Raw genomic sequence first — 24,215 nt, 5'->3', positions numbered from 1 at the left:
CAGCTGCCTGAGCAAGGATTCTGCATGCAAGCCGCCAACCCGCGTCGCGGGTACATTCTGGGCCTGAGTGCCTACATCATCTGGGGCCTGTTCCCGATCTATTTCAAAGCCATTGCCGAGGTTCCGGCGGTCGAGATCATCATCCACCGGGTGTTGTGGTCGGCGTTGTTCGGCGCGCTGTTGCTGATGGTGTGGAAGCACCCGGGCTGGTTGCGCGAACTGCTCGACAACCCGAAACGCCTGGCGATCCTCGCGTTGAGCGGTACGTTGATCGCCGCCAACTGGCTGACTTACGTATGGTCGGTGAACAACGGGCGCATGCTCGAAGCCAGCCTCGGTTACTACATCAACCCGCTGGTCAACGTGCTCTTGGGGATGTTGCTTCTTGGCGAGCGTCTGCGGCGGATGCAGTGGGTCGCAGTCGCCTTGGCGGCGGTGGGCGTGGCGCAGCAGGTGTGGCAGGTCGGCAGCTTGCCGTGGGTGTCGCTGGTGCTGGCGTTGACCTTCGGCTTCTACGGCCTGATCCGCAAGCAGGCGCCGGTCAAGGCGTTGCCGGGGCTGGTGGTGGAAACCTGGATGCTGGTGCCGATTGCCATTGCCTGGCTGCTCCTCAACCAGACCGCGACCAGCGCACAACCCGAGTTCTGGACCACGTCGCAAGCGTGGTGGCTGGTAGCCGCCGGGCCGGTCACCTTAGTCCCGTTGGTGTGCTTCAACGCCGCTACGCGACACTTGCCTTACACCACGATCGGCTTCCTGCAATACCTCGCACCGACACTGGTGCTGTTGCAAGCGGTGCTGCTGTTCGGTGAGCACTTGTCGTCCAGCACACTGATCGCATTCATCTTCATCTGGGCCGGTCTGGCCGTTTACAGCGTCGACGCCGTGATCAGTTTGCGTCGCCGCGCCTGATCAAAAAACGTACAAACCTCCGCAGGCCACGGTTCTCGTGGCCTGCCACGTTCCTTCCCAAGGTTATCCACAGCGTGATCCCCGCCGTTTGTGTGCAAGTCACTGAATGCTGGCGGTTTTTTGATCAATTAGCGCAAAGCCGCAGTCTGTATGGCGCTGCGGCTGGTCTCTACAGGTTATCCACAGGCAGGTGCACGTTAAAACTGGATAACCCGGACGGTGTTCAAAGGTCTGTGCGTAACACCAACTCGACCATCAGATCATCGGCCAGGGTTTCCAGGCGTGACTGCAAGACGTCGAGCGACAAGGTTAGCGGCACCGCGAGAATCGCCTCGGCGTGAAACAGCGGTTCGCTGCTCATCGGTGCCGGACGCACCTCAGTCACCAGCCGTTCGAGGTTGACGCCCTGCTCGCTCAACAGCCGCGTGATGTCGCGCACAATCCCCGGCCGGTCGTTGCCTACCAGCTCCATGGCGATCGGTTTCCAGGTACAGGACTGTTCGATACCGCTTTCGGCAATCAGCACGCGAATGCCATGCGTCGACAAGGCTTGTAGGGAATCGACTAATTCGTCGTAAGCCTCCGCCGGCACGCCCACCCGGAGAATTCCGGCGAACTGCCCGGCCATCCGCGACATCCGGCTTTCCAGCCAGTTTCCGCCATGGTCGGCGATGCATTGGGCAATGCGCTCGACCTGCCCGGGCTTGTCCGGGGCGAACACGGTGAGTACGAGATGGTCCATGGCGCCGCCCTCTTGTCATGACTTTTGTTATAGAAGGGCAAGTATAGGCAAGCACGTCAATTCAGCCCGACCCGACCTGCCTTGCTGAAAAACTGTGCCTGGGTTTGGGTTTGGGTTTGGGTTTGGGTTTGGGTTTGGGTTTGGGTATCAATTTGTGGCGAGGGGATTTATCCCCGTCCGGCTGCGCAGCAGTCGTAAATCCTGCCAATTCGGTTTATCTGCCAGAAACGCTGGGGGCGGCTTCGCCACCCAACGGGGATAAATCCCCTCGCCACAAATCCACTCGCCATCAAGGTGCGCACCACAAAAACTGCGCCATAGCAGCCAAATAGTATTTATGTGTACAACTTTTGATATTTAGCTGGAACAATCCAATGGTTTTTTGAGAACATCCCGTTCCGCGATGTGACCGCAATGCGACATGAGGTCGCAGAACGACGTAATTAGTCTGATTTTCACAAGCGCAACTCATCATGTAGTATGCCGCAGCGCGCACTACATAACGCTGAACCGATGTCTGCCCAAGGCACGTTCGCAACCCTGAAAGCCCCGTCAGCAAGGCCCCAAGCCTTTGATTGGTCCCAGCCCAGCCGCCAGCAATGGCATGTACTGGTCGGCAGGTTTGTGGTTTAAATGGCCAGAGGCTTCATTGTCAAATTGAAGAGCTGAAAAGCGAAATAGCTGAGCAGAGTGAGGCAAGCAATGACTGAACACGTTCAAGTCGGTGGCCTGCAGGTCGCCAAAGTCCTGTTCGACTTCGTGAACAACGAAGCCATTCCCGGTACCGGCCTCACCGCCGACAAATTCTGGGAAGGTGCCGACAAGGTCATTCATGACCTGGCGCCGAAGAACAAAGCCCTACTCGCCAAACGCGATGACTTCCAGGCACGCATTGACGCCTGGCATCAGGAACGCAACGGTCAGGCGCACGACGCCGTAGCCTACAAAGCGTTCCTGCAAGAAATCGGTTATCTGCTGCCAGAAGCGGCTGATTTCCAGGCAACGACACAAAACGTCGATGATGAAATCGCCCGTACCGCCGGCCCGCAACTCGTTGTGCCGGTGATGAACGCCCGCTTCGCTCTCAATGCCTCGAATGCCCGTTGGGGTTCGCTGTATGACGCCCTCTACGGCACCGACGCGATCAGCGAAGACGGTGGCGCGGAAAAAGGCAAAGGCTACAACAAGGTGCGTGGCGACAAAGTCATTGCCTTCGCCCGTGCCTTCCTCGACGAAGCCGCGCCATTGGCCGCTGGCTCCCACGTTGATTCGACCGGCTACAAAATCGCTGACGGCAAACTGCTGGTCACCCTCAAGGATGGCAGCAACGCTGGCCTGCGCGACAATGCGCAACTGATCGGTTTCCAGGGCGACGCCAACGCGCCAATCGCGATCCTGCTGAAACACAACGGTCTGCATTTCGAAATCCAGGTCGACGCCACCACCCCGGTCGGCCAGACCGATGCGGCCGGCGTCAAAGACATCCTGATGGAAGCGGCCCTGACCACCATCATGGACTGCGAAGACTCCGTGGCGGCCGTCGATGCCGACGACAAAGTGGTGATCTACCGAAACTGGCTCGGCCTGATGAAGGGCGATCTGTCGGAATCCGTGTCCAAGGGCGGCCAGACCTTCACCCGCACCATGAATCCGGATCGTACCTACGCCGCGCCGAATGGCGGTGAAGTGACGCTGCACGGTCGTTCGCTGTTGTTCGTGCGTAACGTTGGCCATCTGATGACCATCGACGCGATTCTCGACAAAGACGGTAACGAAGTGCCGGAAGGCATCCTCGACGGTCTGGTCACTTGCCTCGCGGCGATGCACAACCTCAACGGCAACACCTCGCGTCGCAACACCCGCACCGGTTCGGTCTACATCGTTAAACCGAAGATGCACGGCCCGGAAGAAGCAGCGTTCACCAACGAGCTGTTCGGTCGCATCGAAGACGTGCTGGGCCTTGCGCGCAACACGCTGAAAGTCGGGATCATGGACGAGGAACGCCGTACCACGGTCAACCTCAAGGCCTGCATCAAGGCAGCCAGCGAGCGCGTGGTGTTCATCAACACCGGTTTCCTCGACCGCACTGGCGATGAAATCCACACCTCCATGGAAGCCGGCCCGGTAGTACGCAAGGCCGACATGAAGGCAGAGAAGTGGATCGGCGCCTACGAAAACTGGAACGTTGATATCGGTCTGAGCACCGGCCTGCAAGGTCGCGCACAAATCGGCAAAGGCATGTGGGCGATGCCGGACCTGATGGCGGCGATGCTCGAGCAGAAAATTGCGCATCCACTGGCCGGCGCCAACACCGCCTGGGTTCCATCGCCGACCGCTGCTGCACTGCACGCGCTGCACTACCACAAGGTCGACGTGTTCGCCCGTCAGGCCGAACTGGCCAAACGTGCTCGCGCTTCGGTGGACGACATCCTGACCATCCCGCTGGCGGTCAACCCGAACTGGACCCCGGAGCAGATCAAGAACGAACTGGACAACAACGCCCAGGGCATTCTCGGTTATGTAGTGCGCTGGATCGACCAAGGCGTTGGTTGCTCCAAAGTGCCGGACATCAATGACGTCGGCCTGATGGAAGACCGTGCCACGCTGCGTATTTCCAGCCAGCACATCGCCAACTGGCTGCGCCACGGCGTGGTCACCGAAGCGCAAGTGATGGAAAGCCTCAAGCGCATGGCGCCGGTGGTTGACCGTCAGAACGCCAACGATCCGCTGTACCGTCCGCTGGCCCCCAACTTCGACAGCAACATCGCCTTCCAGGCGGCGGTCGAACTGGTGGTCGAAGGCACCAAGCAGCCGAACGGCTACACCGAGCCGGTCCTGCACCGTCGTCGTCGCGAGTTCAAGGCAGCCAACGGCCTGTAAATTTGCGTAGATGCCGGATATGAAAAAGCCCTGATCGAGAGATCAGGGCTTTTTTGTTTATGCTGCGGGGCTGGGTTTTCTGGTCGGCTTAAGATCCATCCCCCTCACCCCAGCCCTCTCCCCCATGGGGTAGAGGGGAAAGGGAGCAGATCTATATGCTTTTCAAAATCTGAGCTCGGCTCAGGAATTGCCACGGGTAGAGGGGAAAGGGAGCAGATCTGTATGCTTTTCAAAATCTGAGCTCGACTCAGGAATTGCCAAGGGTAGAGGGGCAAGGGAGCTGATCTTGGTGCTTTTCAAAACCTGAGTTCGACTGGGAATCTCAAGTCGGTGTACCTCGAACATCCACCGCGGTCAGTCCCCTCTCCCTCCGGGCGGTCCGACGTTTCGGGAGGGCTAGGGTGAGGGGCTTCTAAAGCTCAATCCCCAATTCATGTTTCACCAATGCCAACAACTTGCCCGTATCAATCGGCTTGAGCAGAAAATCCACCACGCTCAAATGCATCGCCGCAATTGCGTCTTTCACATCGGCATCGCCCGAGACAATGATGATCGGCATCGCCGCCCGCACCGACTCGCGCACCTGGCGAATCAGATCCAGGCCATCGACATTGCCCATGCGCAGATCGGTGATCACCAGGCCGATCGAAGGTTTCTCGGCGAGCATCTTCAGTGCCGTTTCGCCACTGGCCGCGGTCATGCAACGAATGCCGTCCAACGCGAGAATCTCCGATAGCAGTTCCCGCGCATCCTTGTCGTCATCGACGATCAGGACACGCTGCGGCGGCAGATCGGGTTCGAGCATCACTGCGCTGAGCGCTTCACGCTCGGCATCGCTCAAAATATCGTGGTCGGACATAGCGTTCTCTAAGTGTGCAAATCAATCACCTGGCATGTGGTCAGACATCGCTGGGCAGAGCTTCAATGTGCACTTCGTCGGATTTTTTTCCAAGGGGGTAACTGCGGGAATTTCCGACTGTTTGCGTAGGGCATCTCCGAAACTGCGCCAATGGTGGCAAAACCTAGACTTACGTCCAATGGGCACCCTGCGCGCAGGGGTCGACCATGGCCGCAACGATCCGACAACAACAATTCAAAAAAGACTGCGGTAATGGTTATGAGTAAAGCGGACGCCTTCACCCAGGCAGGGAAAACCGCGGTATTGCAGAACATTCAGGGCACCCTGCAATTCCTCCAGCGCTTCCCGCCCTTCAATCAGATGGAACACGCTCACCTGGCTTATCTGGTGGAGCAATGTCAGCTGCGGTTCTACGGTCAGGGCGAGAGCATCATCAAACCCACCGACGGCCCGGTCGAACACTTCTATGTCGTCAAGCAAGGCCGGGTGGTCGGCGAACGCCAGCACATCACCAAACCTGGCACCGAGACCACGTTTGAAATCACTACCGGCGAATGTTTTCCGCTGGCCGCATTGCTCGGCGAACGCGCGACGCGCACCGAGCACCTGGCCGGCGAAGACACCTTCTGCCTGCAACTGAACAAACTGGCGTTCATCAAGTTATTCGCGCTCTCCAACAGCTTCCGTGATTTCGCCTTGCGCGGGGTCAGCAGCCTGCTCGATCAGGTCAATCAGCAAGTGCAGCAGAAAGCCGTGGAAACCCTCGGTACCCAGTACTCGCTGAACACCCGCCTCGGCGAACTGGCGATGCGTCACCCGGTGACGTGCAGCCCGCAAACGCCACTGCGCGAAGCGGTGAAGCTGATGCATGAGCAACAGGTCGGCAGCATCGTCGTCGTGGATCAGCACAAGGCGCCGCTGGGGATTTTCACCCTGCGTGATCTGCGCCATGTCGTGGCTGAAGGCATCGGCGATTTCGGCGAAGCCATCGAGCGCCATATGACCCACGCGCCCTTCTACCTTTCACCGGACCACAGCGCCTTCGATGCGGCGATTGCCATGACCGAACGGCACATCGCCCACGTCTGTCTGGTCAAGGATCAACGCCTGTGCGGAGTGGTCTCGGAGCGTGATCTGTTCTCGCTGCAACGGGTCGATCTGGTGCATCTGGCGCGGACCATTCGCAGCGCGCAACGCGTCGAACAATTGGTGAGCCTGCGCGGCGAGATCGGCCAACTGGTCGAACGCATGCTCGCTCACGGCGCGTCTTCGACGCAGATCACCCACATCATCACCCTGCTCAACGACCACACCGTGTGCCGGGTGATCGAACTGACCCTCGCCGAAAAAGGCGACCCCGGTGTGCCGTTCAGTTGGCTGTGTTTCGGCAGTGAAGGCCGCCGCGAGCAGACACTGCACACCGATCAGGACAACGGCATTCTGTTCGATGCCCGCGATGCCGCGCATGCGGCGGAGATTCGCGGCAAGCTGCTGCCGATTGCCCAACAGATCAATCAGAGCCTGGCGCAGTGCGGCTTCACCTTGTGCAAGGGCAACATCATGGCCGGCAACCCCGAGCTGTGCTTGTCGCGGGCGGAATGGGCACGGCGCTTTGCGGCGTTTATTCGTGAGGCGACGCCGGAGAACCTGTTGGGGTCGAGCATTTACTTCGATCTGCGCGTGGTCTGGGGCGATGAACAAGGTTGCGCGCAACTACGCCGGAGCATTCTCGATCAGGTCGGCGACAACCGCTTGTTCCAGCGCATGATGGCCGACAACGCGCTACGCAATCGTCCGCCGGTCGGGCGCTTCCGCGAGTTTGTACTGGCGCGCAAGAATGGCGAGAAAGCCACGCTCGATCTCAAGGTTCAGGGCCTGACGCCGTTCGTCGATGGCGCGCGACTGCTGGCGCTGGCCAACGGCATCGACGCCAACAACACCCTCGAACGTTTCCGTCAGTTGGTCGACAAGGAAGTCATCGAACGGCTCGACGGCGCGGCCTATGAAGAGGCGTATCACTTCATCCAGCAGACGCGCATGCAACAGCATCAACTGCAGACCCGCGAGAATCTGCCGTACTCCAACCGCGTCGATCCGGACAGCCTCAACCATCTCGATCGGCGCATTCTGCGTGAGTCGTTGCGACAGGCGCAGCGCCTGCAAAGCAGCCTGACCTTGCGGTATCAGCTATGAGCCTGTTTTCGTGGCTGCGTCCGGCCAGCCCGGTGCTGTCAGTGGATTTACAGCAACGCCTGGCAAAACTGCCCGCGATCACCGAGCTGGGTGAATGCAGCCTGCGTGAGCAGCGCTGGGTGGTGCTGGATCTGGAAACCACCGGGCTCAACCTGAACAAGGATCGGGTGTTGTCGATTGGCGCGGTGGTGATCGAGGATGGCGCGATCGATTTCAGCCAGCAGTTCGAACGCACGCTGCAATGCACAGAGTTGAAGCTCAGCCCCAGCGTATTGATTCATGGCCTGGGGCCGAATGCGATTGCCGCCGGCAGTGACCCGGTCGAAGCGTTGCTGGAATTGCTGGAGTTTATCGGCGACAGCCCGGTGTTGGCGTTTCATGCGCCATTCGATCAGCACATGCTTGGACGCGCGTTGAAGGAGCATCTGGGGCACAAGTTGCAGCAGGTGTTTCTGGATGTCGCCGACATCGCCCCGCTGCTGTGCCCACAGGCGAACATTCGCGAAGCCGGGCTGGATGAGTGGATCGACTGGTTCAAGCTTGAGGTGTTCGAACGGCATAACGCCAGTGCCGATGCGTTGGCCACGGCGGAACTGGCGTTGATTTTGTTCAGTCGCGCGCGTCAGCAACAGATGCACAGCCCGCTGAACCTGCAGCAACGCCTGAGCCAATGGAAGCGCCGCCAGCAAGCGCCGTCCTTCTAAAAGCCCCCCTGTAGGAGCTGCCGCAGGCTGCGATCTTTTGACCTTGATCTGCAAAAACAAGATCAACAGATCGCAGCCTGCGGCAGCTCCTACAGGGTTGTCCAAACGTGTCATCTGACCAGTGGCCAATTGCTAACCATTCCCACCTCTGCCAGAATCGCGAACAATTCGCGTTAGTTAACATTTCCCAATCGGTGATGTCCGGTGTCGTCAGCCCCAAGCCCTCACAGTCAGCTCGTCGGTGCGATGTATCGCGACCATCGCGGTTGGCTGCTGGCGTGGCTGCGGCGCAATGTGGCCTGTCCGCAACGCGCCGAAGACTTGAGCCAGGACACTTTCGTGCGCCTGCTCGGCCGCGATGAATTGCTGACGCCGCGTGAGCCACGGGCCTTTCTGGTGGCGATCGCCAAAGGCCTGCTGTTCGACTATTTCCGTCGCGCCGCGCTGGAGCAGGCCTATCTCACCGAATTGATGCTGATCCCTGAAGGCGAACAACCTTCTATAGAAGAACAGCAACTGATCCTCGAAGACCTCAAGGCCATCGACCGCTTGCTCGGCAAACTGTCGACCAAGGCCCGCGCCGCTTTCCTGTACAACCGCCTTGATGGCCTCGGCCATGCCGAGATCGCCGAGAAGCTCGGTGTTTCGGTGCCGCGCGTGCGTCAGTATCTGGCGCAAGGCATTCGTCAGTGCTACATCGCCCTGTACGGTGAGCCGACATGAGTCCCGCCAGTTCCCGCCCCGTACCGGCGCATGTGCTGGACGCGGCAATTGCCTGGCAACTGACCCTCGATTCGAGCAGCCCGCTGGAACGCGAAGAGTTCGCCAAATGGCACGCAGCGCATGAGGAACACGCGCGCGCCTGGCGTCAGTTGGGCATGCTCGATCAGCGTTTCAGCGTGGCCAAAGGTCCGGCGCGCAGTGCCTTGTTGCAATCGCGCGAGGGCATTCGCCGGCGCGTGCGCAGGCTTGGCAGCGGTTTGGCCAGCGTCGTCGTGGTCATCGGCCTGGGCCTGTTCCTGAGTGAGCGTTATCTGCCGCTGGATTACTGGCTCGCCGATCAGCGCACAGCCACCGGTGAACAACGCACCCTGCACCTTGCCGACGGTACCGTGCTCAACCTCAACACCCACAGCGCGGTGGATGTGCGTTTCGATGACAAGCGCCGGCTGATCGTTTTGCAGGAAGGCGAGATTCTCGTCGAAACCGGTCATGGCGATGCGCGGCCGTTTATCGTCGAAACCCGCGAGGGCAGCATGCGCGCCCTCGGCACGCGGTTCCTGGTCAAGCGCGAGGAAGATGGCACGCGCCTGAGCGTGTTGCAGTCGGCGGTGGCGGCACACACGCCAACGAACCCTGAAGAACAGATCCTCCGTGAAGGCCAGCAAGTGCTGCTGCGTAGCGACGGGCTGGACCCGATTGTCGCGCTCAATCCCGGCGCCGACGCGTGGACGCGCGGCATGCTGGTGGTCGACAACGCGCGGCTGGGCGATCTGGTGCATGAACTCGGGCGTTATCGACGCGGGCACCTGGGCGTCGCGCCGGACGTGGCTGATCTGCGGATTACCGGCAGCTTTCCGCTGCATGACACCGACAAAGCGCTGAACGCCCTGCTGCCGACCCTGCCGGTACAGATCGAGCAGCACACGCAGTATTGGGTGACAGTCGCGAAGGCTGATTCCAAGCCTGAATGATCGGGTGGCTGAGCGGTTGCTATCGCGAGCAGGCTCACTCCTACAGTTGAAATGCGTTCCCCTGTAGGAGTGAGCCTGCTCGCGATGGCGTCATCCGCCACACCGCTGTTTTCCGCAAATCGAAATTATTTTCATCCAGCCCTATCACTTTTCGAGTTTCATCCGGCACACAGGCAATTGAGAAATATTTCCATTCAGGAGCCGCCGTATGTCCCGTTCGCTAGACACCTTGTTGCGCCCCAGCCTGCTGGCCGTCGCCATTGCTCTCAGCGCGCCGCTGATCAGCAACCCGTTGCTCGCCGCTGAACAAGCGTCCAGCGTTCGCGCCTACAACCTGCCCGCCGCGCCGCTGTCGACCACGCTCAACCAGATCGCCAGCCAGGGCGGCCTCGCGCTGTCGCTGAACCCGGCGCTGGCAGCCGGCAAGACCTCGGCACCGGTGAGCGGTCAGTACGACGCGGCCGGCGCCTTGCGTGCAGCCCTGCGTGGCTCCGGTCTGCAACTGGAACAAAGCAACGCCGGCACTTACAGCCTGGTCGCCGTGCCTGAAGGTACGCTGGCCCTGCCGGAGACTTCGGTCATCGGCGTGGAAAACAGCGAAACCGCCTGGAGCCCGGTCGAGGGCTACACCGCCACCCGCACCGCCGCCGGCACCAAGACCGACACCGCGCTGGTCGAAGCTCCCCGCTCGATCTCGGTTGCGACGCGCCAGCAAATGGAAGATCGTGGCGTGCACAGCCTCGACGACGCCGTGCGCTACATGCCGGGCATCACCGCCAGCAGCTACGGCAGCGACACCCGCATCGACTGGCTGCGCGTGCGTGGTTTCGAGCCGACCCAGTTCCTCGATGGCCTGCCGCTGCCACGCGGTGTCTACGCCAACCCGAAACCGGAAACCTGGAACCTCGATCGCCTCGCCCTGCTGCGTGGCCCGGCGTCGTCGGTATACGGCCAGACGCCTCCGGGCGGCTTGCTGGACATGGTCAGCCGCCGTCCAAGTGCCGAAGCCAGCAGCGAAATTCAGCTGCAATACGGCAGCGACAACCATCGCCAGATCAACTTCGCCAGCACCGGCAAGATTGATGAGGCTGGTCAGTTCCTGTACGGCATCAGCGGCGTCGTGCGCGACAGCGACACGCAGATCGACCACATCGAAAACAAGCGCTACAACATCGCGCCGAGCATGACCTGGAATATCGACGACGATACCAAGCTGACCCTGCTCACGCAGTTCACCCGTGACGATACCGGCGTCACCAGCCAGTTCTACCCGATCCAGGGCACCAAGATCGACATGCCGTTCGGCAAGATCTCCCACCACAAGAACCTCGGTGATCCTGACTACGACTACTACGACCGCACCTACTACGCGCTCGGTTACGCCTTCGAACATCGCCTGAATGACGTCTGGCAGTTCAAGCAGAACCTGCGTTACACCAAGTCGGATCTGGCCTTCCAGACCGTCACCGTCAACAGCTACAACCCGTCGTTCGCCGGGTTCACCGTCGACGATCAGGGCAATGTCGGCCGCGGCACCACCAACGTCGATGAAGACATCAGCCAGTTCGCCGTGGACAACAACTTCCAGGCCGATTTCGCCACCGGCGACATCCGCCATACGCTGCTGCTGGGTCTCGATCATCAACGCAGCAACACCAACTACACCTCGATCTTTGGCTCCGCGCCGGACATCAACGTCAACAACCCGATCTACGGCCAGACCATCGTGCGTCCACCGCGCTCCAGCGCGTTTTACGATTACGACCAGAAGACCACCCAGACCGGTCTCTACGTGCAGGACCAGATGGCCCTCGACCAGTGGCGCCTGACCCTCGGCGGGCGTGAAGACTGGGTGCACACCAGCACGCAGTTCATCAACAAGGGCGACGCGACCAATACTCAGCGTGACAAAGCGTTCAGCGGCAACGCGGCGATCAGCTACGTGTTCGACTCGGGCTTCGTGCCGTACCTGTCGTACGCCGAATCGTTCCAGCCAACCAGCGGCGCTGACGCGACCTCGACCGACTCGTTCAAACCGACCGAAGGCAAGCAGTGGGAAATGGGCATCAAGTACCAGCCACCGGGCAGCAAAACCCTGCTCAGCGCTGCGGTGTATGACCTGACCCAGAAGAACGTCTCGGTCAACAGCATCGTCAACAACGTGACGATCACCAGCCAGACCGGCGAAGTGAAAGTCAAAGGCCTGGAGCTGGAAGCGGTCTCCGACGTGACCGATAACCTGAAAGTCATCGCCGCCTACACCCTGGCCAAGTCCGAGGTGCAGAAAGGCGTCGACAAAGGCAATCGCCTGCAACTGATGCCGAACCAGCAAGCCTCGCTGTGGACCGACTACACCTGGCACACCGGCCTACTCGACGGCTTCGGCATCGGCGGCGGCGTGCGCTACACCGGCAACACCTACGGCGACAAAGGCAACACCTGGCTGGGCAAGGCTGACGCCTACACCGTGTTCGACGCGGCCGTGCATTACGACCTCGGCCGTCTGGACAACAGCCTCAAAGGCGCGTCGCTGGCACTCAACGCGACCAACCTGTTCGACAAGGACTACATTTCCACCTGCGACGGTTTCTACTGCTACTACGGCGACCAGCGCAGCGTCGTCGCCAGTGCCACTTACAAGTGGTAAGCAACTGAGCTGAAACAGGCCCTGTGACCAGGCCGTCCCTCGTGGACGGCTTTGGTGTTTTTGAAGGTCATGAAATGAAAAGTAAAACAATTCGTCGCTGGTCGTTTATCCACACCTGGACCAGTCTGATCTGCACCGTGTTTTTGCTGATGCTGGCATTGACCGGTTTGCCACTGATTTTCCATCACGAGATCGAGCACCTGCTCGGCGATGCCCCCGAAGTGCGTGAGATGCCCGCCGACACGCCGCGGCTGAATCTGGCGCAACTGGTCGAGGCCGCAGAAAAACATCGCCCTGACGACGTCGTGCAGTACTTCGGCTTCGACGACGATGAGCCGAATGCCGTGCTGACGATCATGGCGAAAACCGCCGGCACCGAGCCGAACTCCTCGCACACCTTCATGCTCGATGCGCGCACTGGTGAAGCGATGGAAACCCCGTCGGCCAACGGCGGCTTGATGCTGTTCATCCTGCGCCTGCATGTCGACATGTTCGCCGGGCTGCCGGGCAAGTTGCTGCTGGCGTTCATGGGTTTGCTGTTTGTCGTGGCCATCGTCTCCGGGACGGTGCTGTATTTGCCGTTCATGCGCCGGCTGAAATTCGGCACGGTGCGCCAGGATAAATCCACCCGGTTGCGCTGGCTTGACCTGCATAACCTGATCGGCGTAGTCACCCTGACGTGGGCGCTGGTGGTGGGCGTCACCGGTGTGATCAGCGCCTGCGCCGATCTGTTGATCGCCGCTTGGCGCAACGAAGCACTGACTGCGCTGATCGAGCCTTATCGCGACGCCCCGCCACTGACCCATCTGGCGCCGGCCACGCGGTTGCTCGATATCGCCGCTGAAGTTGCACCGGGCATGAAGCCGGATTTCATTGCCTTCCCCGGCACACGGTTTTCCAGCGAACACCATTACTCGGTGTTCATGAAGGGCGGCACGCACCTGACCTCGCATCTGCTGACGCCGGTGTTGATCGACGCCACTACCCTGAAGGTCACCGCCGTGGCCGAGCGGCCGTGGTACATGGACGCCATGGGCATGTCGCAGCCGCTGCACTTTGGTGACTACGGTGGCATGCCGATGAAAATCCTCTGGGCCACGCTCGATGTGCTGACCATCATCGTTCTTGGCAGCGGCGTGTATCTGTGGGTGGTGCGGCGCAAGGCCGCCAAGCCTGTGCCGGAAGCGGCGGAGGCCTCTGCATGAAGCCGCGTCAGTCGAATTTCTGGAAAGTCTTCAGCACGCCGATCGTGATTGCGTTGCTGAGTGCGGCGGGGTTGTTTGCGGCGTTGCTGGGGGACGGGGTCTGGGATGCGTTGAGCTGGGTCGGGCTGGGTGTGCCGGCGGTTCTGGCCATAAGAGGTCTACTGCTGCGAAGCTGAAAAACCTTTGTAGGAGTGAGCCTGCTCGCGATAACGGTGGGTCAGCCAACATTGATGTTGAATGTTATTGCGCTATCGCGAGCAGGCTCACTCCTACATTGGGTCCGGCGTCAGGCTTGAGCTCGTGCGCTGACGCGCTATGCTGCTCCCTCATCGTTCTGATCGAGACCCTGCCAATGTCCGCCCCCAGCATGACCCTGTACCACAACACGCTTTCCCCGTTCGTACGCAAAGTGATGGTGTTGCTGCACGAGACCGGCCAGCAGGATCGCGTCGCGTTGCAAGACTGTGTGCTCAGCCCGGTCAGCCCGAGTGCCGAGCTCAACGCCGACAATCCGCTGGGCAAGATTCCGGCCCTGCGCCTGGCCGATGGCAACGTCATCCATGACAGCCGCGTGATCCTCGAATACCTCGACCACCAACACGTCGGCAACCCGTTGATCCCGCGTGAAGGCGCGGCCCGCTGGCGTCGTCTGACTCTGGCCTCGATGGCTGACGGGATCATGGACGCCTCGGTGATGGTGCGTTATGAACTGGTCTTGCGCGCGCCAGAGAAACATTGGGACGAATGGCTCGAAGCCCAACGCGAGAAGATCCGTCGCGCGTTGAATCTGTTGGAAAACGATGCAATCGCCGAGCTGACCAGCCACTTCGATGTGGCCGCGATCAGCGTGGCGTGTGCGCTCGGTTACCTCGACCTGCGCTTCCCGGACCTGGGCTGGCGTGACGCCAACCCGCAATTGGCCAACTGGTTTTTTGAAGTGAGTCAGCGACCGTCCATGATCGCAACCATGCCCAAGCCTTAGTTTTTTGGCGCCTGCTCCGGCATCATCGCGAGCAGGCTCACTCCTACAGTTGAGCGCATTTCCCTGTAGGAGCGAGCCTGCTCGCGAATGCACCACCTCGGTTCCACAGGCAAATAGCCGATAATCCGCGTCACCAACTCATCCTTCCAGCGCTGATCCTCGCGCAACCCCAACGACCGGCTCATTCCACCACCCCGATATCAAACGCCAACGGCTTGGCCGGTTTCTGCCCAATCCCGTACCAATCCAGTTTGCGCGTCAGCACCATGAACACCCCGAGCAAACCGAACAGCAACAACGAGCCCATCAACAGCGCGTAATCCTCGGCACTCAGCAACCCATACAGCAGGCCATACAACGCCGCCAACCCCGCCGAAAAACTCAAGCCGTGGCGCACGCTGTGCAACACGTGGCAGACATAAAAGCCGATCAACAACACACAACCACTGGCCGACAGCAGATACGCGAGGGCAAAGCCGATGTGCTCGGACAACGACAGCAACAACAGATAAAAGAACGCCAGCGCGACACCGACCAACGCGTACTGCACCGGGTGCACCGCCAGGCTCTTGAGCACTTCGAAGAGGAAGAAACCGGCGAACGTCAGGACGATGAACAGCAAGGCATATTTGATCGCCCGGTCACTCTTCAGATACTGATCCACCGGGTCGATGAAACTCACCCCGAAACTGCGCCCGTTGAACGCCTCGCAGTCGCCGAGCACGCAGCGCTCCATCGCCTCTTGCAGGTTGGTGGAGAAAAACGAAGTCTGCCAATCGGCGCTGAAACCCTGATCGTTGATCTCGCGCTTGGCCGGCAGAAAGTTGCCGACGAAACTCGGATGCGGCCAGTTGGCGGCGAGGCTGACGCTGCTGGTCTTGCCCACCGGCAACACCTGCAACGAACCCGTGCCCTGCAGGCGCAGGTCGAAAGCGAAGGCCATTTCCACAGGTTTGCTGGTGTCGAGCACTGGCAGTGCTACCCGCACACCTTGACCGAGCCAGCCGACCTCGGTACCTGGCACAAAGTCCAGGCGCTGACCGTCGAGTTCCAGTTTCAGCGCGTTTTCGATCCCGCGAATATCGCTGATGCCCACGGCGAGAAACGGCGCGTCGAACTGGTAGTCGGCGAAGTTTTCCTTGATGCCCAACTGGGCCGGCAACGAGAAATGCCCATTGATACGGTTATCCGCGTGGAACAGCCGCGCCTCGTAAATGCCACGCTTGCGCAGCTCGGTTTGCACCTGCCCGTCGAGTTCGAAACGCTCCGGCAAGAAATACAGACGTCCGCGCTCTTCGCCGATGTCTTCATAACGCTGATTGGTTTTTTCGTTGGTTTTCCACGTGCGTACCACTTTGCGATACGGCACCACCATCACCGGCCCGCTCAGTTGCTGGCTGTAACTGGAACTGCGGGCAATGTCTTCGAGTACGCCGTCGCGCAGTTGTTGGCGCTCATCGATAACGCCATCAATCATCAGCAACGGGATCAACAGCAGCAGGATCAGCAGGGCAATGGCGCCGAGCTTTATTGTCAGATTCTTGTTCATGGGACTCTCCCTGTTTGGATGGGCAGAGTCTGGTGATTGGTTGTGGGAGGAATGTGGGGAGATTGTGGAGTTTGTGTGGGGATCAAAAGATCACAGCCTTCGGCAGCTCCTACAGGGGAACGCATTCCAAACTGTAGGAGTGAGCCAGCTCGCAATAGCCGCACCTCGGTATCAAGGCAAGCGCAATCTCACTTCAACCCCGTTCTCGACATTGCGAATCCGCATCACCCCACCATGCAACTTGACCACTTCTTCAACGAAGTTAAGCCCCAACCCCGTGCTTTTGCGCCCACTGTCCGGACGCGGCAACGAGTAGAAGCGCTCAGTCAGACGCGGCAAAGCGTAGTCAGGAATCGGCGCAGTTTCATTGAACAGACGAAACTCGATCTGCTCGTCAACCCGCTCGGCACTGAAACGCAACAACCCCTCTCGAGGGGTGAAATCGAGGGCATTCTCCAGCAGATTGCCCAGCGCCTGGCGCAACAGAAACGGCTCGCCCGTCAACAGCAGATCCGCCGCAATCATCTGCTCGATCCGCAGCTGTTTACCTTCAATCCGCGCGGCCTGCGCCTGCAACAACTCATCCACCAACACCGCCAGTGGCACCGCGACCCGTTCTTCCAGGCCTTGGCGTTGTTCGACTTGCGCCAGATTCAGCAACCGCTCGATCAACTGCTGCATCCGCGCGCTTTCACTGTCGATGTTGCCGACAAACCGCAGGCGCTGAACCGGCTGCATTTCCCCTTGCAGCAACTCGGCGGCGCCACGAATCGCCGCCAGCGGGCTCTTCAATTCATGGGTCAGTGTGTGCACATAACGCTCGACGTAGGCCTTGCCTTCCAGTTGCGTGCGCATCTGTTCCACAGCGGTGGCGAGTTGTTCCAGTTCACCGCCGCGATAATGCGGCACTTCCACCCGCCGACCTTCGCTGACGGCTTGGGCGTAACCGGTCAAACGATGCAGCGCACGGCTCAGCCACCACGACAGTAATGCACCGAAGAGCAGACCGAGGCCGATCAGACCCGCGCCGTAAAACAGCAAGCGCCGCTCGGTGCGATCGACATAAGGCTGCAATGAACTGTTGGGCTTGGCCACGGTGACCACGCCGATGATTTTGCCGTTATCGCGAATCGGCGCGCCGACGTGCATTACCGAAGAGTTGGCGTCATTCGGATCGCTGCGGCTCGAGCGCGCGCCGTACTCACCGCGCAGGGTCAGGTAGACGTCGTTCCAGCGCGAGTAATCCTGACCGACCGCCACCCCGCTGGAGTCGAGGACGACGATGCCCTTGGCGTCAGTTACGTAGATGCGGTGGTTGACCTGATTTTTCGGCAAGCCCCAGATCGTCGCTTGCGGCTGGCGTTCGCCATAGGCGCGCAGCAACTGCGGCCAGCGATTCTCGCTGAGGGTGCCGGCCTTGAAGTCGTCACGAAGGATTTCCGCCATCAGGTTCGCGGTGTCCACCAGGGTTTCTTCGGTGGACTGACGCACGCCGGGACGGATTTCTTCCATTACCGTATTGAGCACGAAATAACCGGTGAGGCCGATAAACAGCACATACACCAGAAATATCCGCAGGCCCAACGACATCAGCTGTGCCCCGGACTATAGCTGTAGCCGAGGCCGCGATGGGTCTGGATCGGCTCGGCGGCGGCACGCACCAGCCGCAACTTGGCGCGCAGGCTCTTGATGTGGCTGTCGATGCTGCGCTCGTAACCGGCATCGGCCGCCACGCCCAGCGCGTCGAGCAATTGTTCGCGGCTGAACACCCGCTCGGGTTGTTCGAGCAGGCATTGCAGCAGACGGAATTCGTGGCGGGTCAGGCTCAGCGGCTGGCCTCGATAGCTGATCTGCACGCGCTCGGGATCAATGCGAAACAGCGCCGAAGCGGCCTCGATGGCGGGACGTGGCGCCATGCGTTTGAGGATCGCCTTGACCCGCGCCGCGACTTCGCGCGGGCTGAACGGCTTGACCACGTAGTCGTCAGCGCCGATCTCCAGCCCGACCACGCGATCAATCTCGGCATCACGGGCGCTGAGGAACAACACCGGCACTTCGCTGAAACGCCGCAGCTGTTTGCAGGTCTCGAAACCGCTGATGTCCGGCAGGCCGATGTCGAGGATGATCAGATCGGCCGGGGTCTGTCGCTGATGCTCCAGCGCCGCTGCGCCAAGGCTCAGCCACGTGGTGCTGAAACCCTCGCCCTGCAAGGCAAAAATCAGCGTGTCGGCAATCGCCGCTTCGTCTTCGACAATCAGGATATGAGGCATGGCGTCCGAGCCCGTGGTTGAGTGCGCGAACGGTGCCCCAAGCCTGACGTTACGTCAATGAGACCACTTGGCTCAGCAGTCCGGTTTGTCAGCCGTGAAGCGCCGCGCCGGGTTGACTGCCGCACCGAACTCGCGCAAGGCTTTGGCACCGATCAGCAGCGGATAATTGAAGTTGCTGCGGTCGGTCAGGTTGACCTCTACGGTACGCTTGACGTCGCCCAGGCACAGCTCCAGGTCGACCACCGGGCGCTTGGCGACTTCGGTGCTTTCGCCCTCGTCCTCTTCATCCGAGCGGCTCTTGATCTTGCTGATCCGCGCGACCTTGTGTTCGTAGACCTTGTTGCTGGCGTCCTTGGTGCCGAGGCGGAAACGCACCCAATCCTCGCCATCGCGGGTGAAGGTTTCGATGTCCTTGGCCGACAGCGAGGCAGTCAGCGCGCCGGTGTCCATCTTGGCCTTGAGCACTTCGCCGCCGATTTCCGGCAGCGCGATGTATTCGTAGCGCCCGTACAGGGTCGGCTCGGCGGCCATGACCGGCAGGGCGACGAGGGCAAACAGTGCAAGGAGGGATTTCACGTAAGGGGCTTCCTTGGGGAGTTAGGCAACGGAATTTTAGACCGTTGCGCGCTTGATCGTTCCCACGCTCTGCGTGGGCATGCATCCAGTGACGCTCTGCGTCACAGGGACGCGGAGCGTCCCGGGCGGCGTTACCACGCAGAGCGTGGGAACGATCAGGTTAACGCGACTAAAGTGAAACATTCGTCAGCGTTGATTTGGCCTGCCGCGCGAAGCTGCTTATCATGGCGCGCCCATCCGTTTGCAAAGAGTTGCTTATGCGCCGCCTGCTCACCGGCTGTTTCGTCACCTTGCTGCTGTTGCTCAACACCCTGATCCTGATCGGGCCGTTGCTGGTGTTTGCCCTGCTCAAACTGGTCGCCCCGGGCCGCTGGCGCGACTATGCGTCGTCGGCGGTGATGTGGATCGCCGAGACCTGGGCCGAGATCGACAAGCTGATTTTCCGCCTGTGCATCCCCACTCAGTGGGACATTCGCGGTGGCGAGGATCTGCGTGGCGACACCTCGTACCTGGTGGTCAGCAACCACCAATCGTGGGTCGACATCCCGGCGCTGATCCAGACGCTGAACCGGCGCACGCCGTTCTTCAAATTCTTCCTCAAGAAAGAACTGATCTGGGTGCCGTTTCTGGGGCTGGCGTGGTGGGCGCTGGATTACCCGTTCATGAAGCGCTACACCAAGGCCTTTCTGGCGAAGAACCCCGAGCTGGCGGGCAAGGATCTGGAGATCACCAAACAGGCCTGCGAGCTGTTCAAGCGACAGCCGGTGACCGTGGTGAATTATCTGGAAGGCACGCGCTACACGGCGGCGAAAAGCGCCGAGCAACAATCACCGTTCAACCACTTGCTCAAGCCCAAGGCTGGCGGCGTGGCGTTTGTCTTGGCGGCGATGGGTGAACAGCTGGATGCGATTCTCGATGTCACTGTGGTTTATCCACAGGAGAAAATTCCGGGGTTCTGGGATTTGATCAGCGGCGCCGTGCCGCGCGTGATCATCGACATCCAGACCCGCGAACTCGACCCGGCGCTGTGGCAGGGCGATTACGAGAACGATCCGGCGTTTCGCCAGACGGTCCAGAACTGGGTCAACCAGCTCTGGAACGACAAGGATCGACGCATCGCCGAGTTGCACAGCGAGCGGCGCTGAATCAGCTACCGGTGCCGGCGCCCCAGATGCTGCCAAGGCTTTGCAGCAGCGGGCCGCCGACGCCTTGGTCACCCAGATACTTGAGCAACACCGGGGCAAACTGGCCGACCATGCCGCTGTCCATGCCCAACGCGCCGAAGGCGTTGTTCAGGTCACTGGTGTTCTTGACGTTGCCCAGTGCGTTTTCCAGACCGGCCGACTTGCCCGACGAACCCAACAACCCGCTCAACGCTGCCAGGTTGCCGCTACCGCCCGACAGCTTGTCGATGCCCGGCACTTCTTTGGCCAACTGCGAATAATCGGTGCTGCTCAACTGGTTCTTGGCCAGGCCAAGCATTGCACTGGTGCCGCCGACGGCTTGCTGAGGGGTAACCCCCAGACCGGTGACCGCTTGCAGCAGGCCAGCGGTTTCCGATGTCGGTGCCGCAGCAGTGGCCGCGTTGCCGCCCTGCATGCTTGAAGCTGCCTTGGTCACATCGTCCAGGCTGAAACCGGCAAACACCGGGCTGGCCGCAAGGGTCATCAGCGAAGCCATGGCAATACCGCGTGAAATCTTCATTCAGACATCCTCTTGCGCTGTGAAAACCGTCCGTCGATGGACGATAAAACTGCCGGTTTGACCGGGGACTCGCGGGCATGTTCCTCGCCTGCGCATCCATTTTCATCATACCCACGTATATGAATCGTGAAACCCTGGAATTGCCGCGATGAATGGCACAACCGCTATCGCTGAACTAGCCTGTGAACAGCCCGAGCTGCGCCCTCGTCGCCCGACATTTGCCTGGAGAGTCGCTATTTCCACCGCCGACACCGATCAGTTGCGACAGCTGTTGGCCCAGTGTTCACTGGGTGACCGTCGCGCCTTCGAAACCCTCTACCGCAGCGTCGGCCCGCGCCTGCACGGCGTGGCCCTGCGTTTCATGGGCCGCGCGGATCTGGCTGAAGAAGTGTTGCAGGAAGCCTTCGTGCGCATCTGGAACAACGCCTCGCGCTATCAAGCGCACTTGTCGGCGCCGCTGACATGGATGATCAACATCACCCGCAATCAGGCCATCGACCAGTTGCGCAAACAGCGCGAGCGCCCGCTGACCGATGTGGAACAGGACGCGCTGCCGGACGCCAGTCCTTCGGCTCACGAACAACTGGACAGCGCCCGTGAGGCTCATGCGTTGAACCGTTGCCTGGAAACGCTTGAAAGCATGCAGCGCCAGTCGATCACTGTGGCCTACTTTCAGGGATTGTCGTGTACGGAACTCGCCGAACACCTCGCGACACCGCTGGGGACGGTCAAATCATGGATCCGCCGCGGCATGGAACGCTTGCGCCGGTGCCTTGAATCATGAACTACCAGACCCCCGCCCTGCGCCGCGCCCTCGCCGCCGATTACGCCATCGGCCTGATGCCTGCGCCTGCACGTCGGCGTTTTGAACAATTGCTGCTGGATGACCCTGCGTTGCGTGCCGAACTGGCGCAGTGGCAGGAAGCGCTGGTCAGCCTCACCGAATCCGTGCCGGAACATCCGGTGCCGGACCGCGTGTGGCAAGGCATCACCGCGCGCATCGAACCGCAAGTGCTGCATGTCCCCGAGAAACGTCCGTTCTGGAATTGGCTACGACTCTCGGCGGCAGCTTGCTCGATTGTCGTGCTGGTGTTCCTCGGTTCGCTGTACAACCGCGACGACACCCGCTACAGCGCCACCCTGCTGACCGCCGAGGCGCAACCGGCGCTGAAGGTCGAGGCGCATGCGGATTATCTGCAAGTGGAGCCGCTGACACTGGCCTCCGTCGCGCCTGATCGCAGCCTGGAACTGTGGGCAATCCCTGCCGACGGCAAACCGATCTCGCTGGGTGTGATCCCGGCGGGTGGCAAGGGCAAGGTCGAGTTGAGCGAGGCGCAGAAGACTCTGATCGGGAAGCCGATTGCGCTGGCGGTGAGTCTGGAACCGAAGGGTGGTTCGCCGACCGGGCAGCCGACTGGACCGGTTCTTTATCAGGGTGCTTTGGCAGCCCTCTAATTGCGGAAGATCAAAAGATCGCAGCCTTCGGCAGCTCCTACATAGATTGGTGTAGGAGCTGCCGAAGGCTGCGATCTTTTAGCCCCTTTAGTTGCACGCCATGTGAATCGATATTTCAAAACGAACTATAAACCTGTCAGATCTGACAGTAGGCGACAACCATCATCCACGCGAGTATTGCGGCTCCCATTTATGTAACGGAGTACAAATGATGAAGCTGAAAGTTATCACGGGTGTCCTGATGAGTCTGGCCATGATGAGTACCGCCTATGCCGCTACTTGCCCGACAGTCTCGGTGAGCCAATCTCAAGACGCCGACGATCTCACCTTCACTTCCGCACGCCTTAAAGACAAAGACACACCAAAATCGGTGGTTATTTGCCGGTATGAAGGTAAGGGCGATCGCGGCGCCTCGATCAGTTATCGAAACGAGACCCCGGTTAAAGCCACCGGGAGCAACTGGAAAGGTGATGACTGTGCTACTGCTGACGGTGACGCCAGCAAATGCTCGTTCAAAGAATAAAAACCAACGTAAAAAAAGGGCAACCCGACAGGTTGCCCTTTTTCATGGGAGCGAAACTTACGCCGCACTAAACAATTTGTGCGGATCAATCACAAACTTCTTCGGCACGCCCGCATCGAACTCGCCGTAACCTTCTGGCGCCTGATCGAGGCTGATCACCTGCACGCCCACCACTTCGGCAATGTTGATGCGATCCCACATGATCGCCTGCATCAGTTGGCGGTTGTACTTCATCACCGGGGTCTGACCGGTGTGGAAGCTGTGCGACTTGGCCCAGCCCAGACCGAAGCGAATGCTCAGGCTGCCCATTTTTGCCGCAGCGTCGACGGCACCCGGATCTTCGGTGACATACAGGCCCGGAATACCGATCTTGCCCGCCACGCGGACCACGCCCATCAGCGAGTTGAGTACGGTGGCCGGTGCTTCCGATTTGGCACCGTCATGGCCGTGACCGCGGGCTTCGAAACCGACGCAGTCCACCGCGCAATCTACTTCCGGTTCGCCCAACAACGCGGCGATCTGTTCGTGCAAAGGTGCGTCTTTCGACAGGTCAACAATTTCAAAACCTTGAGCCTTGGCGTGAGCCAGGCGGATGGTGTTGACGTCGCCGATGATCACCACCGCCGCACCCAGCAGACGCGCAGAAGCTGCGGCTGCCAGACCGACCGGGCCGGCACCGGCAATGTACACGGTGCTGCCCGGGCCGACGCCCGCTGTCACGGCGCCGTGGTAACCGGTCGGGAGGATGTCGGAGAGGCAAGTCAGGTCGCGGATTTTCTCCATGGCCTTGTCCCGGTCCGGCAGTTTCAGCAGGTTGAAGTCGGCGTACGGCACCAGCACGTATTCGGCCTGGCCACCGGTCCAGTCGCCCATGTCGACGTAACCGTAAGCACCGCCGGCTCGGGCCGGGTTGACGGTCAGGCAGACGCCGGTGTGTTGCTCTTTGCAGGAACGGCAGCGCCCGCATGCAACGTTGAACGGTACCGAGACCAGATCACCGATTTTCAGGTTTTCGACGTCGGAGCCTTTTTCGATCACCTCGCCGGTGATTTCGTGGCCCAGCACCAGACCGGTCTGCGCCGTGGTACGGCCGCGCACCATGTGTTGGTCGGAGCCGCAGATGTTGGTGGAAACCACTTTGAGAATGACCCCGTGCTCGATCTTGCGACCGCGCGGGTCCTGCATTTTCGGATAGTCGATTTTCTGTACTTCGACCTTGCCCGCGCCGAGATACACCACACCACGATTGCCAGACATGCTTTCACCTCGCTGTTGTTTTTATGGAACCGCGTTGCCCAGGCAGGCAGCGCGTTAAATGCT

General features: G+C 60.3%; 22 protein-coding genes. 14 read left to right on the top strand and 8 right to left on the bottom strand.

Features of this window, described 5'->3' with window-relative positions:
- Positions 1-24: 24 nt before the first annotated feature.
- Complete coding sequence (gene rarD / locus ACIPZE_RS18515; protein WP_400774449.1) at positions 25-912, top strand: EamA family transporter RarD; 888 nt, start codon at positions 25-27, stop codon at positions 910-912.
- Positions 913-1,135: 223 nt separating this feature from the next.
- Here the strand turns inward: rarD and ACIPZE_RS18510 are convergent, their stop codons facing one another.
- Entirely contained in the window at positions 1,136-1,654 is a 519-nt protein-coding gene (locus ACIPZE_RS18510) for a glycine cleavage system protein R (protein WP_129395799.1), read from the bottom strand.
- A gap of 702 nt (positions 1,655-2,356) precedes the next feature.
- Between ACIPZE_RS18510 and ACIPZE_RS18505 the strand changes: the two genes are divergently transcribed.
- Positions 2,357-4,534, top strand: a complete 2,178-nt coding sequence (locus tag ACIPZE_RS18505) for a malate synthase G (RefSeq protein WP_283438550.1) — start codon at positions 2,357-2,359, stop codon at positions 4,532-4,534.
- A gap of 412 nt (positions 4,535-4,946) precedes the next feature.
- Here ACIPZE_RS18505 and ACIPZE_RS18500 read toward each other — a convergent pair whose 3' ends face one another.
- Positions 4,947-5,393, bottom strand: a complete 447-nt coding sequence (locus tag ACIPZE_RS18500; protein WP_129395801.1) for a response regulator — start codon at positions 5,391-5,393, stop codon at positions 4,947-4,949.
- Positions 5,394-5,645: 252 nt separating this feature from the next.
- On the opposite strand from ACIPZE_RS18500, the gene ACIPZE_RS18495 reads away from it, so the two are divergent.
- The 8 genes from ACIPZE_RS18495 to ACIPZE_RS18460 all read left to right on the top strand — a co-directional run bounded on the left by ACIPZE_RS18495 (position 5,646) and on the right by ACIPZE_RS18460 (position 14,818).
- Positions 5,646-7,586 carry a DUF294 nucleotidyltransferase-like domain-containing protein gene (locus tag ACIPZE_RS18495; RefSeq protein ID WP_400774445.1) on the top strand — a complete coding sequence of 647 codons (1,941 nt, stop codon included), beginning with the start codon at positions 5,646-5,648 and terminating at the stop codon, positions 7,584-7,586.
- On the top strand, positions 7,583-8,290 hold the full coding sequence (locus ACIPZE_RS18490; protein ID WP_283438547.1) for a PolC-type DNA polymerase III: 708 nt from the start codon (positions 7,583-7,585) through the stop codon (positions 8,288-8,290). Before ACIPZE_RS18495 ends, ACIPZE_RS18490 begins: the two co-directional genes overlap by 4 nt.
- A 246-nt stretch (positions 8,291-8,536) precedes the next feature.
- Positions 8,537-9,013 (top strand): RNA polymerase sigma factor, encoded by a 477-nt coding sequence (locus tag ACIPZE_RS18485; RefSeq protein ID WP_256661316.1) that lies wholly within the window; start codon positions 8,537-8,539, stop codon positions 9,011-9,013.
- Positions 9,010-9,984 (top strand): FecR domain-containing protein, encoded by a 975-nt coding sequence (locus tag ACIPZE_RS18480; protein WP_283438546.1) that lies wholly within the window; start codon positions 9,010-9,012, stop codon positions 9,982-9,984. The genes ACIPZE_RS18485 and ACIPZE_RS18480 overlap by 4 nt, the downstream gene beginning before the upstream one ends.
- Positions 9,985-10,192: 208 nt before the next feature.
- Positions 10,193-12,631: a TonB-dependent siderophore receptor gene (locus ACIPZE_RS18475; protein WP_400774442.1), complete on the top strand. Its 2,439-nt coding sequence runs from the start codon at positions 10,193-10,195 to the stop codon at positions 12,629-12,631.
- Positions 12,632-12,705: 74 nt separating this feature from the next.
- Positions 12,706-13,836, top strand: a complete 1,131-nt coding sequence (locus ACIPZE_RS18470; RefSeq protein WP_400774439.1) for a PepSY-associated TM helix domain-containing protein — start codon at positions 12,706-12,708, stop codon at positions 13,834-13,836.
- Positions 13,833-14,012: a hypothetical protein gene (locus ACIPZE_RS18465; RefSeq protein WP_283438543.1), complete on the top strand. Its 180-nt coding sequence runs from the start codon at positions 13,833-13,835 to the stop codon at positions 14,010-14,012. The genes ACIPZE_RS18470 and ACIPZE_RS18465 overlap by 4 nt, the downstream gene beginning before the upstream one ends.
- 176 nt (positions 14,013-14,188) lie before the next feature.
- The gene (locus tag ACIPZE_RS18460) at positions 14,189-14,818 is read left to right on the top strand and encodes a glutathione S-transferase (RefSeq protein ID WP_400774435.1); all 630 of its coding nucleotides are present in this window, start codon (positions 14,189-14,191) and stop codon (positions 14,816-14,818) included.
- Between the two features lie 181 nt (positions 14,819-14,999).
- On the opposite strand, the gene creD is transcribed toward ACIPZE_RS18460, so the two are convergent.
- From creD to ACIPZE_RS18440, 4 genes are all read right to left on the bottom strand, one after another.
- Positions 15,000-16,367, bottom strand: coding sequence for a cell envelope integrity protein CreD (gene creD / locus ACIPZE_RS18455; protein ID WP_400774432.1), 1,368 nt, complete (start codon positions 16,365-16,367; stop codon positions 15,000-15,002).
- 171 nt (positions 16,368-16,538) lie between these two features.
- Positions 16,539-17,957, bottom strand: coding sequence for a two-component system sensor histidine kinase CreC (gene creC / locus ACIPZE_RS18450; protein WP_283438540.1), 1,419 nt, complete (start codon positions 17,955-17,957; stop codon positions 16,539-16,541).
- The gene (creB, locus tag ACIPZE_RS18445) at positions 17,957-18,637 is read right to left on the bottom strand and encodes a two-component system response regulator CreB (RefSeq protein WP_129395813.1); all 681 of its coding nucleotides are present in this window, start codon (positions 18,635-18,637) and stop codon (positions 17,957-17,959) included. The genes creC and creB overlap by 1 nt, the downstream gene beginning before the upstream one ends.
- 72 nt (positions 18,638-18,709) lie before the next feature.
- Positions 18,710-19,213 carry an ATP-dependent zinc protease gene (locus ACIPZE_RS18440; RefSeq protein WP_053124525.1) on the bottom strand — a complete coding sequence of 168 codons (504 nt, stop codon included), beginning with the start codon at positions 19,211-19,213 and terminating at the stop codon, positions 18,710-18,712.
- A gap of 257 nt (positions 19,214-19,470) precedes the next feature.
- On the opposite strand from ACIPZE_RS18440, the gene ACIPZE_RS18435 reads away from it, so the two are divergent.
- On the top strand, positions 19,471-20,358 hold the full coding sequence (locus ACIPZE_RS18435) for an acyltransferase (RefSeq protein ID WP_400774429.1): 888 nt from the start codon (positions 19,471-19,473) through the stop codon (positions 20,356-20,358).
- 1 nt (position 20,359) lies between these two features.
- Here ACIPZE_RS18435 and ACIPZE_RS18430 read toward each other — a convergent pair whose 3' ends face one another.
- The gene (locus tag ACIPZE_RS18430) at positions 20,360-20,917 is read right to left on the bottom strand and encodes a DUF2780 domain-containing protein (protein WP_129395815.1); all 558 of its coding nucleotides are present in this window, start codon (positions 20,915-20,917) and stop codon (positions 20,360-20,362) included.
- A 148-nt stretch (positions 20,918-21,065) separates the two neighbouring features.
- Here ACIPZE_RS18430 and ACIPZE_RS18425 point away from each other — a divergent pair, with 148 nt between their 5' ends.
- The 3 genes from ACIPZE_RS18425 to ACIPZE_RS18415 all read left to right on the top strand — a co-directional run bounded on the left by ACIPZE_RS18425 (position 21,066) and on the right by ACIPZE_RS18415 (position 22,895).
- On the top strand, positions 21,066-21,701 hold the full coding sequence (locus ACIPZE_RS18425; protein WP_400774427.1) for an RNA polymerase sigma factor: 636 nt from the start codon (positions 21,066-21,068) through the stop codon (positions 21,699-21,701).
- A complete protein-coding gene (locus ACIPZE_RS18420; RefSeq protein ID WP_400774424.1) occupies positions 21,698-22,372 on the top strand; it encodes an anti-sigma factor domain-containing protein in 675 nt (224 codons plus the stop codon). The genes ACIPZE_RS18425 and ACIPZE_RS18420 overlap by 4 nt, the downstream gene beginning before the upstream one ends.
- A gap of 211 nt (positions 22,373-22,583) precedes the next feature.
- On the top strand, positions 22,584-22,895 hold the full coding sequence (locus tag ACIPZE_RS18415; protein ID WP_283438537.1) for a hypothetical protein: 312 nt from the start codon (positions 22,584-22,586) through the stop codon (positions 22,893-22,895).
- Between the two features lie 57 nt (positions 22,896-22,952).
- Here ACIPZE_RS18415 and fdhA read toward each other — a convergent pair whose 3' ends face one another.
- Positions 22,953-24,152 carry a formaldehyde dehydrogenase, glutathione-independent gene (fdhA, locus tag ACIPZE_RS18410; protein ID WP_008086916.1) on the bottom strand — a complete coding sequence of 400 codons (1,200 nt, stop codon included), beginning with the start codon at positions 24,150-24,152 and terminating at the stop codon, positions 22,953-22,955.
- Positions 24,153-24,215 lie beyond the last annotated feature (63 nt).

The organism is Pseudomonas sp. NPDC089741 (genome assembly GCF_044748825.1).
In the GTDB taxonomy this organism is placed as follows: Bacteria; Pseudomonadota; Gammaproteobacteria; order Pseudomonadales; family Pseudomonadaceae; genus Aquipseudomonas; species Aquipseudomonas helmanticensis.
The sequence above is the reverse complement of the archived record's forward strand: the minus strand, read 5'-3'. Positions and strand labels throughout refer to the sequence as shown.

Bases quoted from the DNA above. Each gene is read 5' to 3' on its own strand.
- ACIPZE_RS18435 (WP_400774429.1), top strand. From the start codon at position 19,471: ATGCGCCGCCTGCTCACCGGCTGTTTCGTCACCTTGCTGCTGTTGCTC.
- ACIPZE_RS18425 (WP_400774427.1), top strand. From the start codon at position 21,066: ATGAATGGCACAACCGCTATCGCTGAACTAGCCTGTGAACAGCCCGAG.
- ACIPZE_RS18490 (WP_283438547.1), top strand. From the start codon at position 7,583: ATGAGCCTGTTTTCGTGGCTGCGTCCGGCCAGCCCGGTGCTGTCAGTG.
- ACIPZE_RS18485 (WP_256661316.1), top strand. From the start codon at position 8,537: ATGTATCGCGACCATCGCGGTTGGCTGCTGGCGTGGCTGCGGCGCAAT.
- ACIPZE_RS18510 (WP_129395799.1), bottom strand. From the start codon at position 1,654: ATGGACCATCTCGTACTCACCGTGTTCGCCCCGGACAAGCCCGGGCAG.
- ACIPZE_RS18465 (WP_283438543.1), top strand. From the start codon at position 13,833: ATGAAGCCGCGTCAGTCGAATTTCTGGAAAGTCTTCAGCACGCCGATC.
- ACIPZE_RS18495 (WP_400774445.1), top strand. From the start codon at position 5,646: ATGGTTATGAGTAAAGCGGACGCCTTCACCCAGGCAGGGAAAACCGCG.
- creD (WP_400774432.1), bottom strand. From the start codon at position 16,367: ATGAACAAGAATCTGACAATAAAGCTCGGCGCCATTGCCCTGCTGATC.
- ACIPZE_RS18460 (WP_400774435.1), top strand. From the start codon at position 14,189: ATGTCCGCCCCCAGCATGACCCTGTACCACAACACGCTTTCCCCGTTC.
- rarD (WP_400774449.1), top strand. From the start codon at position 25: ATGCAAGCCGCCAACCCGCGTCGCGGGTACATTCTGGGCCTGAGTGCC.
- ACIPZE_RS18480 (WP_283438546.1), top strand. From the start codon at position 9,010: ATGAGTCCCGCCAGTTCCCGCCCCGTACCGGCGCATGTGCTGGACGCG.
- creB (WP_129395813.1), bottom strand. From the start codon at position 18,637: ATGCCTCATATCCTGATTGTCGAAGACGAAGCGGCGATTGCCGACACG.
- ACIPZE_RS18420 (WP_400774424.1), top strand. From the start codon at position 21,698: ATGAACTACCAGACCCCCGCCCTGCGCCGCGCCCTCGCCGCCGATTAC.
- fdhA (WP_008086916.1), bottom strand. From the start codon at position 24,152: ATGTCTGGCAATCGTGGTGTGGTGTATCTCGGCGCGGGCAAGGTCGAA.
- ACIPZE_RS18475 (WP_400774442.1), top strand. From the start codon at position 10,193: ATGTCCCGTTCGCTAGACACCTTGTTGCGCCCCAGCCTGCTGGCCGTC.
- ACIPZE_RS18430 (WP_129395815.1), bottom strand. From the start codon at position 20,917: ATGAAGATTTCACGCGGTATTGCCATGGCTTCGCTGATGACCCTTGCG.
- ACIPZE_RS18470 (WP_400774439.1), top strand. From the start codon at position 12,706: ATGAAAAGTAAAACAATTCGTCGCTGGTCGTTTATCCACACCTGGACC.
- ACIPZE_RS18500 (WP_129395801.1), bottom strand. From the start codon at position 5,393: ATGTCCGACCACGATATTTTGAGCGATGCCGAGCGTGAAGCGCTCAGC.
- ACIPZE_RS18415 (WP_283438537.1), top strand. From the start codon at position 22,584: ATGAAGCTGAAAGTTATCACGGGTGTCCTGATGAGTCTGGCCATGATG.
- creC (WP_283438540.1), bottom strand. From the start codon at position 17,957: ATGTCGTTGGGCCTGCGGATATTTCTGGTGTATGTGCTGTTTATCGGC.
- ACIPZE_RS18505 (WP_283438550.1), top strand. From the start codon at position 2,357: ATGACTGAACACGTTCAAGTCGGTGGCCTGCAGGTCGCCAAAGTCCTG.